The 12,552-nt window shown below is 64.7% G+C and carries 9 protein-coding genes; 2 read left to right on the top strand and 7 right to left on the bottom strand.

Features of this window, described 5'->3' with window-relative positions; all coding sequences use genetic code 11:
* Nucleotides 1-269: 269 nt before the first annotated feature.
* A complete protein-coding gene (locus QQZ18_RS22815; RefSeq protein ID WP_284543352.1) occupies nucleotides 270-1,955 on the bottom strand; it encodes a methyl-accepting chemotaxis protein in 1,686 nt (561 codons plus the stop codon).
* Between the two features lie 583 nt (nucleotides 1,956-2,538).
* On the opposite strand from QQZ18_RS22815, the gene QQZ18_RS22810 reads away from it, so the two are divergent.
* Nucleotides 2,539-3,429, top strand: a complete 891-nt coding sequence (locus tag QQZ18_RS22810) for a hypothetical protein (RefSeq protein ID WP_284543350.1) — start codon at nucleotides 2,539-2,541, stop codon at nucleotides 3,427-3,429.
* 298 nt (nucleotides 3,430-3,727) lie between these two features.
* Here the strand turns inward: QQZ18_RS22810 and arfA are convergent, their stop codons facing one another.
* From arfA to QQZ18_RS22785, 5 genes are all read right to left on the bottom strand, one after another.
* A complete protein-coding gene (gene arfA / locus QQZ18_RS22805) occupies nucleotides 3,728-5,242 on the bottom strand; it encodes an arabinosylfuranosidase ArfA (protein WP_284543348.1) in 1,515 nt (504 codons plus the stop codon).
* A 184-nt stretch (nucleotides 5,243-5,426) separates the two neighbouring features.
* A complete protein-coding gene (locus QQZ18_RS22800) occupies nucleotides 5,427-6,746 on the bottom strand; it encodes an extracellular solute-binding protein (RefSeq protein WP_284543346.1) in 1,320 nt (439 codons plus the stop codon).
* A gap of 95 nt (nucleotides 6,747-6,841) precedes the next feature.
* Nucleotides 6,842-7,687: a carbohydrate ABC transporter permease gene (locus QQZ18_RS22795; RefSeq protein ID WP_284543344.1), complete on the bottom strand. Its 846-nt coding sequence runs from the start codon at nucleotides 7,685-7,687 to the stop codon at nucleotides 6,842-6,844.
* 3 nt (nucleotides 7,688-7,690) lie between these two features.
* A complete protein-coding gene (locus tag QQZ18_RS22790; RefSeq protein ID WP_284543342.1) occupies nucleotides 7,691-8,620 on the bottom strand; it encodes a carbohydrate ABC transporter permease in 930 nt (309 codons plus the stop codon).
* A gap of 11 nt (nucleotides 8,621-8,631) precedes the next feature.
* Complete coding sequence (locus QQZ18_RS22785; protein ID WP_284543341.1) at nucleotides 8,632-9,714, bottom strand: ABC transporter ATP-binding protein; 1,083 nt, start codon at nucleotides 9,712-9,714, stop codon at nucleotides 8,632-8,634.
* Between the two features lie 347 nt (nucleotides 9,715-10,061).
* On the opposite strand from QQZ18_RS22785, the gene QQZ18_RS22780 reads away from it, so the two are divergent.
* Entirely contained in the window at nucleotides 10,062-10,802 is a 741-nt protein-coding gene (locus QQZ18_RS22780; RefSeq protein WP_284543339.1) for a FadR/GntR family transcriptional regulator, read from the top strand.
* Nucleotides 10,803-10,897: 95 nt separating this feature from the next.
* Here QQZ18_RS22780 and QQZ18_RS22775 read toward each other — a convergent pair whose 3' ends face one another.
* On the bottom strand, nucleotides 10,898-12,541 hold the full coding sequence (locus tag QQZ18_RS22775; protein ID WP_284543337.1) for a urocanate hydratase: 1,644 nt from the start codon (nucleotides 12,539-12,541) through the stop codon (nucleotides 10,898-10,900).
* Between the last annotated feature and the right edge of the window lie 11 nt (nucleotides 12,542-12,552).

Below are 12,552 nucleotides of genomic sequence, written 5' to 3'. Positions count from 1 at the left end.
ATGGTGTTTGGCGTCACAATAATTAACGAAACGATCGTGTTGCTGAATCGAGAGGACTGTCTCCTTTTTTTGGTAAACGGTGCTTAAGTTGCCTGTGAAAACTGCTGATGGGTGCCTCAGGATGGAAATAATGTAGTGCTGCTACACTTACGGCTGATTGCCGAAGCTTGGTCGATTTCCACGGAGCCCGCAGGCGATTGGACAACCGTGAGCACAGAGCGGGCTGCCTCCCGAGGAATGACAGCCCCTCATTTATGAGACTTTAGCCCTCACGCCGCCGCGACATCCCTCAGGAACCGCTCCACCGTCTTGCGCAGGTCGCCCGAGCGGTCGGTGACCAGTTTCGAGGCGTCGAGAACGTCGGTGGCGCAGCGGAGGGTTTCGCCGACGCGGCCGGACACTTCGGTCATCGCCCGCACCACGTCCTTGGCGCCGTTGGCCGTTTCGGTGATGTTGTGGGAGATTTCCTGGGTGGCGAGGCCCTGCTGCTCCACGGCCGTGACGATGACCGTGGTGCTGTGGTCGATGTCGGTCATGATCTCCGTGATCTGGCGGATCGCCTCGACGGCCTCGGCGGTCGACGATTGGACGTTGGAGATCTGCTCGGAGATCTCGTCCGTCGCATGGGCGGTCTGGGAGGCGAGCGATTTCACTTCCGAAGCGACCACGGCGAAGCCTCTGCCGGCCTCGCCGGCCCGCGCCGCCTCGATGGCGGCGTTGAGCGCCAGGAGGTTGGTCTGGCCGGCGATGTCGGAGATCAGCTGAACCACCGTACCGATGCGCTCGACCGAGCTGACCAGCCCGTCGATCTTTTGGCTGGTGGAGGTGGCGGCGTCGGTGGCGCTGTGGACGATGTCCTTGGTCTGCGACACCTGGCGGGAGATCTCGCGCACCGAGGCCGACAGTTCCTCGGTGGCCGAGGCGACGGCGTCGACGGCGGCGGCCGCTTCCTCCGAGGCCGATGCCGCGCCGGTGGCCTGGCTCGACGTCGCATCGGCGATGCCGTTGAGGGCGTTCGCCGTGTTGGTCATGGCGCCGGCAGTGCTGACCACCGTGCCGAGGGATCCGGTGATCTCGCCCCGGAAGGTGTCGACCAGCGTGTCGACGCGCTCCTGGCGGTCGCGTTGCTTGCGGTTCTCCTGCTCCTGCTCGTCGCTCAGCTTCTTGCGTTCGATGATGGCGTCGCGGAAATAGGCGACGGCGTGCCGCATGGCGGCGATTTCCTTCAGTCCGCCGGATTGATCGAGGTAAACGTCGGTGTTGCCGGTCGCCAGGGTGCGCAACTCGCCGACGGCTTTGGCCAGCGGCGACAGGATGGAGCGCATGATGAGGATGGCGAGGACGGCCGCCACCACCAGAAGGACGACGCAGATGCCGGCGAGAATGGCCGTCAGGCGGAAGGTTCTGGCGTCGAGGTCGTCGACGTAGAGGCCGGTGCCGATCACATAGCCCCAGGGCTTGAACAGCTTGACGAAGGAGCGCTTCGGGAACAGCTTGGCGGCGTCCTCTCCGGGCTTGGACCACTGGTAGCTGTAGGCGGCTTCTTCGCCGCCCGCCGCCTTGATGGCCTCGTTCATGCCGACGAAGATGGCGATGCCGTCGTTGCCCCTGTAGTCGGTGAGGTCCTGGCCGTTCAGCTTGGGCACCGTGGGGTGCATGATCATGGTTGGGTGAAGATCGTGGACCCAGAAATAGCCGGTGCCGTCGTAGCGCATCGACTTGATGGCCGCGAGCGCCTGGGCCTTGGCGTCCTCTTCGGACAGCTCGCCCTTGGCGACCCGCTCCTGATAACCGTCGAAGATGCTGTAGGCGCTGTCGACCATGTTCTGCAGGCGGTGGTCGGTATCGGTGTAGAGGGTGGAACGGAACTGAACCACCGAGTAGACGGCGAGCAGGATGAAGCTGAGACAGAGAACGCCGACGATGGCGATCAGGCGGCCGCGTATGGTCTGCATGTCTGTGTCCTGAGAAGGATTTCCATTGCCGCCTGTTGTAAGTCAAAATTGAGAACATCGAGTAAATGAGAACCGGTGGTGGTAGAAATCGCCAAGTCAACGTGATCGATAGATCTGTTCAGATGGAATCCCTGATGATGTAAATCGCAGGTCTATTGTATGAATTGACTAGGCATCGCAGATGACGCCGCCGCTTTAATTGTTCTCAATGGTAAATACCTGGCCGCCTCGCGGTGTTTTCGCCGCCGGTTCCAGCGAATCCCGGAAGATAAGCCGGGGACAGGCTGCGCCGTGTGGGAAGGTCAAAAAGGCGCGCCTTTCTCCCATCGATCGTCATGCGGTGAGGACTGATGAACAGCGGCGCTTCGTCGTCCCTCCGCCCGATTACTCGCTACGGGTTTTGCGCGGGATGGTTGAGGAAAGACCTGCGGATTACTTTGCGCTCGTATCTCGTCAGCCGTCCTTTGTTTTGAAAACGGCCCGTGGACATGCCGATTTTCTGATGGTTATTGATGGCGTCTATGCAATCTCTGGTTCATGAAAATTTAAGTTCACGACGATATCTATATTTCAGGAGCTAGAAATGCGGAACACGGAACTCTATCGCCGCCAGACGCCGGAAAGCTCGGCCGTGCATGCGGCCCGGCTGGATCTGACGCGGCTGGGCGGCTCGGAAATCCAGGTCTGGGAAGGAACAGGGGTGTTCGGCATCTGCCGGTCGCTGTTCCTGCGCAGCCGGCTCGAGAACTGGATCAAGGCGAGCCGGACTGCCGGTGCGCCGCCACTGCTCAAAGACCTTTACGGTTTCGAGGAAGAAGCCCACCTCGACGACGCCATGCTGCTCCTGCAGCAGGACGACGACTTCATCTACGTCCATCAAGGCCCGCGCTCGGTCCTGGAGTACGGCAAGGTGTTCCGGGGCGCCCTCCTGTCGTCCATTCCCGGCAACATGAGCCTGTCCTTCCGCCATCACTACAATGCCGCTGCCGCCGACATGCGGCCGCGCTACCTGCAGTTCCGCACCGATTTCTCTGCTCGCCACGTCCGCTGGGAACGCATCGTGCTGCCGCTGGTCTCGGACGAGAAGCAGGCCTCCAAGTTTCTGCTGCTCTATTCGGAGCCGCTCGACGACAAGCTTGAGATCCTGCAAGCCGCCTTCGACAGGTCGGCCATCGGCATGGTTGCCGCCGCCAAGACCATCGGCGAGGAGAAAACCCTCGAAGATGCCGTCATCCTGCTTGCCAACAGCCGGGCGCGCTCGATGCTGGGAATGGATGACAACGCGCTTCCTGTGTCGACGGTGCGCGACCTCAGGGCCTGGGTTCAGGCCGTCAGGAAGTGGGAACAGATCGGCGAGCCCAAGACCACGCTGGGCAAGACGATCATCGGCTTCCGCGACAAGGAGAAGTCCAAGAATATCACTGTGGTGATCGAGCCGATCGATCACTACGTCGTCTTCCATTTCCTCGACTGATGCCCGTTCCGTTTGATCTGGACTCATCCAGCTCAAACGGGTTTCGGCCTGACCGGCCGGCGCCCGGTCGGGCGCTTCCGTTTCCGTCAGCTTCCGCCCGGAAGGGCGAAACCTGACGGAAGCGGTATGACGGCGCTCCGGACCCGGAAAGCAACGAACGCCGCGACGGGGGGCGTCGCGGCGTTCATGCGGGGTGGCTCGGTGGCCGCCGGGTGGAGGAATGCGGGGCGGACGACCGGGCCGGAAAGGTGCGGCGGACCCGGGAAGAGGCCGCCACACACCCGTCTCAATGGCTGGGTCAGGCCTTCGGCTTGGTGACGATGACGTTCCAGCTGCCGGGCACCAGCTTGGCGGTCAGCGTGTCCTTGTCGATGCTGACCGACTTGATCGGCGCCGGGGCCACGGTGTTCGGAGCGTCCTTGGTGTTCACCGCCTTCATGTTGGGGTGAGAGACCTGCAGCGCCTCGACCACTTCGCGCGTGCCGCCGAAGCCGCGCAGCTCGACCTTGAGGTCCATCGGCTCGGCGAGGTTGCGGTTGAGCGCGAAGATAACCACTTCGCCGGTGCTCTCGTCCTCGGTGACGGCGGAGATCAGGTAGGGCATCTCCTCGGCCGTCTTGCCGGCGAAGCTGCCGGAGGTGGCGAGCGTGCGCAGCACGCGGCCCTTGGCGTACTTTGCCGTCAGCGCGAACGGGTGGAAGATCGTCTGCCGCCAGGCCGGGCCCCCCTGCTCGGTCATGATCGGGCCGATGATGTTGACCAGCTGGGCAAGGCAGGCGCACTTCACGCGGTCGGAGTTGTTGAGCAGCGTGATCAGCGCGCCACCGATCAGCAGGGCGTCTTCGGTGTTGTAGACTTCCTCGATCAGCGGCGGATGCTCCGGCCAGCCGGGCTTGCGCAGGTCGTCATGGCCGCGCGCCTTGTACCAGACGTTCCACTCGTCGAGCGACAGCATGATGCGCTTCTGCGAGCGGCGGGTGGCCGCCACGGCGTCGGCGATCGCCACCACTTCCTTGATGAAATAGTCCAGCAGCTCGATGTTGCCGAGGAACTCCTCGGTCGAGTCGTGGGGATTCATGAAGTAGGTGTGCAGCGAGATGAAGTCGACGTGGTCGAAGCAGTGGTCGAGCACCTCGTATTCCCAGCGGGCGTAGGTGGCCATGTCGCGGTTCGACGAGCCGCAGGCGGCCAGCTCGATCGACGGGTCGACCCAGCGCATCACCTTGGCCGTCTCGTGGGCGGCGCGGCCGTATTCGGCCGCCGTCTTGGCGCCGATCTGCCAGGGGCCGTCCATCTCGTTGCCGAGGCACCAGAACTTGATGTCGTGCGGCTTCTCGTAGCCGTGGCTCTTGCGCAGCTCGGAAAGCTCGGTGCCGCCGGGATGGTTGCAATACTCGATGAAGCGGCGGGCATCGTCGATGCCGCGCGTGCCGAGGTTGACGCCGAACATCGGCTCGACGCCGACCTGGCGGGCCCAGTCGATGAACTCGTTGGTGCCGAAGGCGTTGGTCTCGGTGGAGAACCAGGCGAGGTCGAGGCGGGTCGGGCGCTGTTCCTTCGGGCCGACGCCGTCCTCCCAGTTGTAGCCGGAGAGGAAGTTGCCGCCGGGATAGCGGACGATGGTGACGCCGAGTTCCTTGGTGAGTTCGGCAACGTCCTGACGGAAGCCGTTCTCGTCGGCGGTGGGGTGGCCCGGCTCGAAGATGCCGGTGTAGACGCAGCGACCCATGTGCTCGACGAAGGTGCCGAACACGCGGCGGTCGAGATCGGAGATGGCAAAATCGGCGTCGACGATGAGACGAGCGGACGTCATGGGCTTTCAGCTTTCGGGTTTGGATGATCTCGGAATGGCGCGGTCCGAAGGCGGGAGAGTTCGCGATCTCCCGGTCGGGGTTCGGACGGCGCGTGTCGTCTGTTCGACCGGTGGGAGGTTCGGCCGGGCGACCAAGGCGGTGTCTGCCCGGCCGGAGTGATCCGGCCGGGCAGGTGGTGTCGGCTTACTTCGCGTTGGCGAGCAGCTCGTTGATGCGGGTCTCGGCGTCGGTCAGGGCCTGCTCGACGGACTTGTCGCCGCGGATGGCCGAACCGACTTCCTCGCCCTCGATGTCCTGGATCGAGAACTGACGCTTGACGGCGGACGGCAGCGCGGTGCCGTTGACGGCGAGCGAGGCGATGTCGCCGCGATGCGGCAGACCCTTGAACTGGTCGCCGTCGATGATCGACTTGCGGATCGGCAGGTGACCGGTGCGCGACCACTCGTAGTTGTTGTCCCAGAGGAACTTCATGAACTCGATCGCCGAGGCGCGCTGCGCTTCGGACAGATCCTGCTTCAGAAGCACCCAGCTATGACCGTCGGCCCAAACGCGCGGGCTGCCGGGGTAGATCTGCGGGAAGGCGGTCACGGCATAGCCGTTGGCCAGCGCGCCGTCCTTCTTGGCTTCCTGGTCGTAGGTGTCGATCAGCCAGGTACCGCAGATGAACACGCCGGCATCACCCGCCGCGAAGCTGGAGACCGAGGCCGCGTAGTCCTGGTTCTTGGTGGTCAGACCCTTCGAATAGAGGTCGGTCAAGAGCTGCAGGCCGTTCTTCGCCTCGGGCGAGGAGAAGTTGACCTTGTTCGGGTCGGCGAAGAAGTCGGCATTCTGCTGGTAGAGCAGCGTGTCGAAGGTGCGGGTGTAGAAGGCCGTCTCGTTGGCGAGCGTCCAGACGAAGTAAGGCTTGCCGGTCTTTTCCTTGAACTGCTCGGCCTGCTTCATCAGCTCGTCGGTGCTCTTCGGCAGGATCGGCTTGCCCGCCTCGTCGACGAGACCGGCCTGCTTGAAGAGGTTCATGTTGATGTGCCACAGCCAGGTGTGGGTGTCGAACGGCATGGCGTAGATCTTGCCGTCCTTGGTGACACCCTGGCGGGCGGCGTCGGTCATGTCGTTGACGTCGACGCCGGCCTTGGCGAAGTCCTCGTCGAGGGGCTCGAGCAGGCCGCGCGACGAATAGTCGGAGATGACGGCTTCATGCATGACCGAGATGACCGGCGGCTCGCCCGAACGGATGCGGGCGGTCAGCTGGTCGTAGCCAGGCCACTCGACGATTTCCGGCTTGACGACGGTGGTCTTGCTCTCGGCGTTGAACTTGTTGATCAGCGCGGTGATGATGCCGCACTCGCCGTTGGCCTTGGTCACGTCGGTGACGGTACCGTAGTCGGCTTCGCAGGCGCCGAAGAAGCGGGCGACAGAGATTTCGGTCTTGTCGGCCGCCAGGGCGGCGCTGGCGCCGGCCGTAAGGACCAGACCTGCCAGCAGGGCAGTAGTCAGCTTTCTCATTGGACCTCCTCCAATACGGCCGATCTCTTTGAAAAACCCTCGCGCTCGGCCGGATATGCGCTGGATTCCGCGTCGCTGAACCCCTCCTCCGGGGGTCAGTTGATCGCCGCGCCGGCGACGGCCCGGACGATGTATTTCTGGAAGAACAGGTAGACGATGAACACCGGCAGGCCCGCGAAGATCGCTTGCGCCATCAGGAAGCCGAGGCCTTCCGACTGGGCGAAGTTGGTCTGGGTCGAGGCCATGCCGACGGTGATGGTGAACATCTCCGGCTTGGTCGCCGAGATCAGCGGCCAGAGGTAGTCGTTCCAGGCACCGAGGAAGGAGAAGATGCCGAGCGTCGCCTGGGCCGGGATGGTCAGCGGCAGCAGCACCTTCCAGAAGATCTTGAAGCGCGAGGCGTTGTCGAGCATCGCCGCTTCGTCGATATCCTTGGGGATCGCCTTGAAGTACTGGGTCATCAGGAAGACGCCGAAGGCGCTCGACAGGCCCGGCAGGATGATCGCCGGATAGGTGTTGTGCATCTTCAGGTCGGAGAACATCTGGTGACGGGCGATGATCACCGCCTGCTCCGGCACGGCGAGGCCGAGCAGCACCAGCACGAACAGGATGTCGCGGCCCTTGAACTCGGCCCGGGCGAAGCCGTAGCCGGCGAGCGAGGACAGGATCAGAATGCCGGCGGTGACGCCGACCGACACCACGGCGCTGTTCCACAGCCAGCGGAACACACCCGACGACTGGAAGATGTCGGAGTAGTTCTTGAGCGTGTAGGGCGGGTGGAAGGCCGACGCCGTCGAGATCATCAGTTCCGAGTTCGGCTTGAACGACAGAAGAAGCGTCCAGGCGATCGGAAGCATCCAGATGACGGCGACGAGGACGACGGACAGAAGGATCAGCTTGTTGCCGATGCCGCGGCCGACGATGTGTTCACTGGCAGCCATGGCTTATTCCTCCACGCGCTTGCGAGATGCGAAGAACTGGGCGAGCGCTGCGACCGCCATGATCAGGAACAGGATTTCCGAGGCGGCGGCGGCGTAGCCGAGGTTCCATGAGCGGAAGCCCTGCTCGTAGATGAACAGAACGATCGGGCGCGATGCGTTGTTGGGACCGCCCTGGGTCAGCAACTGGGCCTGACCGAACAGCTGGAACTGGGCGACGATCTCGTAGATGACCACGACCAGCATGGTACGCCGGATCGAGGGCAGGGTGATCGACCAGAACGAGCGCCAACGGCTGGCGTTGTCGAGGGCGGCGGCCTCGTAGAGTTCGCCGGGGATCTGTTGCAACGCGGCGAGGAACAGCATCATCGGCAGGCCGATGATCCACCAGATGGTGGTGACGGCGATGGCCGGTAGCGCCAGCGACGCCGTGGTGATGAAGGCGACCGGCTCCAGACCGAACAGCTTCATGATGCTGGCGATGGCGCCGTTGCCGGGCATGTACATCATCTTCCAGATGATGGTGACGATGGTGACCGACAGCACCGAGGTGCCGAAGAAGATGGCGCGCAGGCTCGCCGAGGTGCGGTCGCTCCGGTTGAGGGCGAGCGCCAGGAGAAGACCGATCGCCACGAACACCGGAACGGTCATCAGCACGAACAGAACGGTGTTCCAGACGGTGCCGATGAAGATCTTGTCGTTGAACAGGCGATGATAGTTGGCCAGTCCGGCGAATTTCGACGTGTCGTCGAACATGTCGGACTCGAGCATCGACATCCAGATGCCCTTGAACAGCGGATAGACCAGCAGCACGACGTAGAACACCATGTAAGGTGCCACGAACAGCGCGTTGCTCCAGCGCGGGCCGATCGAGGCGCCCGTCGGGCGCTTGACCGCCGCGACCGCCTTGCTAGGCGATAGCGTGACGTCCGTCATATCAGCCTCCGTCACTGGCGTGCGTGATAGGCAAGGCCCGCGTCGTCGAAGAGGTGCGCGGTGGCGCCTTCGACCGCGAGGCGAACGGTATCGCCGGGCTGGACCTGGCTGATGCCCTTGTCCTCGGCGACCAGCGTGTTGCCGTCCGTCAGGCGGATGTGCAGATGGGTGCGATCGCCGAGGCGCTCGACCACCTCCACCTTGCCGGGAATCGCGCCGTCCGGCCGGACGTGGATCGCCTCGGCGCGGATGCCGACGCGCAGCGCGCCGCCAGCCGGGAGGGTGTTGACGGGAACGTCGGTGTCGACGATCGATCCGTCGCCGAGCGCGGCGGATGCGAGGCCGCCGCGCTCGCTGATGCTCACGGGCAGGAAGTTCATGGCCGGCGAGCCGACGAAGCGGGCGACGAACTCGGTGGCCGGACGACCGTAGATGTCCATCGGCGTGCCGACCTGCTCGACCTTGCGGGCGTTCATCACCACGATGCGGCTCGCCAGCGTCATCGCCTCGACCTGATCGTGGGTGACGAAGATGGTGGTGGCGCGCGTCTGCTGGTGCAGGCGGGCCAGCTCGACGCGGGTGCGGACGCGCAGCGCGGCATCGAGGTTGGAAAGCGGTTCGTCGAAGAGATAGGCCTTCGGATCCTTGACGAGGGCGCGGCCGATGGCGACGCGCTGGCGCTGGCCGCCGGACAACTGGCCCGGCTTGCGCTTGAGGAGATGGCCGATTTCCAGGATGCGGGCCGCTTCCTCGATGCGGCGGGCGATCTCGTTCTCGGGCGTGCCGATGTTCCTGAGACCAAATGCCAAGTTATCGAACACGGTCATGTGCGGGTAGAGTGCGTAGTGCTGGAACACCATGGCGACGCCGCGCGCCCCCGGGGGAAGGTGATCCACTCTTTCCCCGCCGATGCGGATTTCGCCGCCGTCGACCGATTCCAGCCCGGCGATCATGCGCAGAAGCGTCGATTTGCCGCAGCCCGACGGCCCGAGAAAGGCGATGAACTCGCCGGAGTGGATGGTCAGCGACAGCTCCGAGATGACCTCGACGGAGCCGAACCGCTTGGACACCGAATCCAGTTCGATGCTGCTCACCTGCATTCTCCTCCAGAAAACCAGTTTTCTTCTTATGGTATGATGATAAGATTGTACGGCGAGAGGGGGCCTTGTCAATCCTCGCGTTGGACATTTTTGGTGAGAAAAAGGTACAGGTAGAGCGCGCTTCCAGTGGAAGAGCGGGACTCCTCTGGTGCCGTTTTCCCGCCGGGGCCTCGACCGGACACGCTTTCCGAACGGGCGGCCAGCTCGCCGGACGGCCGGGTGTCCGCCCCGAGGTCCGGTGCCGGGCCGGGCGGATGGACGCTCGAATTGGTGTGGCTGAGCAGACGCGCTTCGATCGGGCCGCTTCGGCCTCCGTGGCGGATGCTCCGGGAAAGAGAAGTATGTTCGAGAGAGACTCCACCATCGGCACCATGAGTGCCCAGGTCGCGCGAATCATCGGCACGCGGATCGTCTCAGGCGAGTTCGGTCCCGGAGACTCCTTGCCGATCGAAGCCGAACTCTGCCAGGAATACGGTGTCAGCCGCTCGACGGTGCGCGAGGCGGTGAAGAACCTCGCGGCAAAACGGCTGATCGAGGTGGCGCCCAAGCTCGGCACGCGGGTGCTGCCGTTCGCCGACTGGAATCTCCTCGACCCCGACGTGCTGTCCTGGCGGCTGAGCGCCCAGTTCGACGAACGGATCATCGAGGATCTTTACGAGGTGCGCCAGTGCTTCGAGCCGCGCGCCTGCTACCTTGCCGCCCACTCCGGCACGGCCGAGGATCACGACCGCATCTGCCGGCGCTACGCCGACATGGTGTCGATGCTCGATCAGGCGCCGCTGGCCGCCGGCGCCGAGAGCGAGTTCCACCTCGCCATCATCGCGGCGACGCACAACGGCCTGTTCGTCACCATCGGCGGCGCGGTGAAGACAGCGCTCAAGGCCTCCTTCAGCCTGACCCAGAAGGATGCCAGCGGCACGCCGATCGATCTCGCACCCTACGAAGAGGTGCTGTCGGCCATCCTGGCGCGCGACGGCGGGCGGGCGGAGGCGGCGATGCGCCGGCTCCTGGACCTGTCGCGCCAGCGCGTTCTTGCGGCGGTCGCCCACAGTCGCGAGCGCGGCGGCCGCGGCTGGCGCTGAAATTCCACTCCACGAACCTCAAGCTCGCTCCGGTTGTCGAAAGCCGTGCTAGCTGCCTGACGGACGAGAACTTCAGACGATCCCCGCCAAACTGCCTAAAGCCCCAACCAGCCGACCGCCTTCCTCTCCGCTTCGTCCGCCGCATCGGCATAGCCGGCGTCGGCATAGCGGATGACGCCGATCGACGTGTCGTTGGTGAGCGACAGGTCGAGGCGGCGATCGGCGGCGTCGGTGCCGTCGGCGACCAGCGTCACGCCGGCCGAGGTCATGAAGCCGGCATAGCCGCCGCCGCCCGAATGGACGACCACGAGGTCGGCCATCGACGAACAGAGCGTCATGGCGTCGATGAGCGGCCAGTCGGCGATGGCGTCGGAGCCGTCCTTCATCTTCTCGGTCATGATGTTGGGGTGGGCCATGGCGCCGGCATCGAGATGATCGCGCGAGAAGGCGACCGGCCCCCTGAGCGTGCCGTCCCTCACCATGGCGTTGACGGCGAGCGCCAGTTCGGTGCGGGCGCCGTGGCCAAGCCAGGCGATGCGGGCCGGCAGGCCCTCGAAGGGCACGTTCTCGCGGGCGAGGCGAATCCAGTTGCCGACGATGTGGTCGTCGGGGAACAGCTCCAGCACCTTGTCATCGATCTTGCGGATGTCCTCGGGGTCGCCGCTGAGCGCCATCCAGCGGAACGGTCCGATGGCACGGGAGAACAGCGGCCGGAGATAGGCCTCGGTGAAGATCGGGATGTCGAAGGCGTTCGCTACCCCGCCGTCGCGGGCATGGGTGCGGATCAGGTTGCCGTTGTCGAACACCTCGGCGCCGGCCTTCTGGAAATCCAGCATGGCGGAGACGTGGACGGCGATGGCGGCGCGGCTCTCGGCCATCAGGCTGGCCGGGTCGGTCTTGCGCATGGCCCGCGCCTCGGCAAGCGTGCGGGTGTTGGGCACGTAGCCGTAGACGAGGTCGTGGGCGGCGGTCTGGTCGGTGACGACGTCGGGGATGATGCCGCGCCGGACGATCTCCGGATAGACGTCGGCGGCGTTGGCGACGAGGCCGACCGACAGCGCCCGGCCCTCCGCCTTGGCCGCCAGCACCATGTCGAGCGCCGCGTCGAGATCGGGGGCGACCACGTCGAGATAGCCGATCGCCTTGCGCTTCTCGGCCCTCTCCGGATCGACGTCGACGCAGAGGATGGCGGCGCCGGCCATGCGGCCGGCCAGCGGCTGCGAACCGCCCATGCCGCCGAGGCCGGCGGTCAGCACGAAACGGCCGGCGAGCGTGCCGCCGAATCGCTTCTCGGCGATGCGCATGAAGATTTCGTAGGTGCCCTGGATGACGCCCTGGCTGCCGATATACTGCCAGGCGCCGGCCGTCAGGCCGCCCCAGCAGATCAGGCCCTTTTCCTGAAGGTCGTAGAACACCTCGGCCTTTGCCCACTGGCCGACGATGTTGCAGTTGGCCATGATGACCAGCGGCGCTTGCGGGTGCGTCTTCAGAAGCCCGACCGGCTTGCCGGACTGGATCAGCAGCGTCTGGTCCTCGTCCATGGTCTTCAGCGTCTCGACGATCCTGTCGTGGGCGGCCCAGTTGCGGGCGGCGCGACCGAGCGAGGCGTAGACGATCAGGTTGTCGGGGTCTTCGCCGACCGACAGCACGTTTTCGAGGAGGCGCAGCAGCGCTTCCTGCCGCCAGCCCTTGGCGCGGAGCGTGGTGCCGCCGGGGGTGGGAAAGCGGGGATTGGCCATGGTCGTCTCCC

The sequence above is a fragment of the Pleomorphomonas sp. T1.2MG-36 genome, assembly GCF_950100655.1.
In the GTDB taxonomy this organism is placed as follows: domain Bacteria; phylum Pseudomonadota; class Alphaproteobacteria; order Rhizobiales; family Pleomorphomonadaceae; genus Pleomorphomonas.
Note: the sequence above shows the minus strand (reverse complement) of the source record. Positions and strands in the feature narration are given on the sequence as shown.

Excerpts from the sequence above, each read along its gene's own strand:
- QQZ18_RS22810 (WP_284543350.1), top strand. The coding sequence starts at position 2,539 with ATGCGGAACACGGAACTCTATCGCCGCCAGACGCCGGAAAGCTCGGCC.
- QQZ18_RS22800 (WP_284543346.1), bottom strand. The coding sequence starts at position 6,746 with ATGAGAAAGCTGACTACTGCCCTGCTGGCAGGTCTGGTCCTTACGGCC.
- QQZ18_RS22775 (WP_284543337.1), bottom strand. The coding sequence starts at position 12,541 with ATGGCCAATCCCCGCTTTCCCACCCCCGGCGGCACCACGCTCCGCGCC.
- QQZ18_RS22790 (WP_284543342.1), bottom strand. The coding sequence starts at position 8,620 with ATGACGGACGTCACGCTATCGCCTAGCAAGGCGGTCGCGGCGGTCAAG.
- QQZ18_RS22780 (WP_284543339.1), top strand. The coding sequence starts at position 10,062 with ATGTTCGAGAGAGACTCCACCATCGGCACCATGAGTGCCCAGGTCGCG.
- QQZ18_RS22815 (WP_284543352.1), bottom strand. The coding sequence starts at position 1,955 with ATGCAGACCATACGCGGCCGCCTGATCGCCATCGTCGGCGTTCTCTGT.
- arfA (WP_284543348.1), bottom strand. The coding sequence starts at position 5,242 with ATGACGTCCGCTCGTCTCATCGTCGACGCCGATTTTGCCATCTCCGAT.
- QQZ18_RS22795 (WP_284543344.1), bottom strand. The coding sequence starts at position 7,687 with ATGGCTGCCAGTGAACACATCGTCGGCCGCGGCATCGGCAACAAGCTG.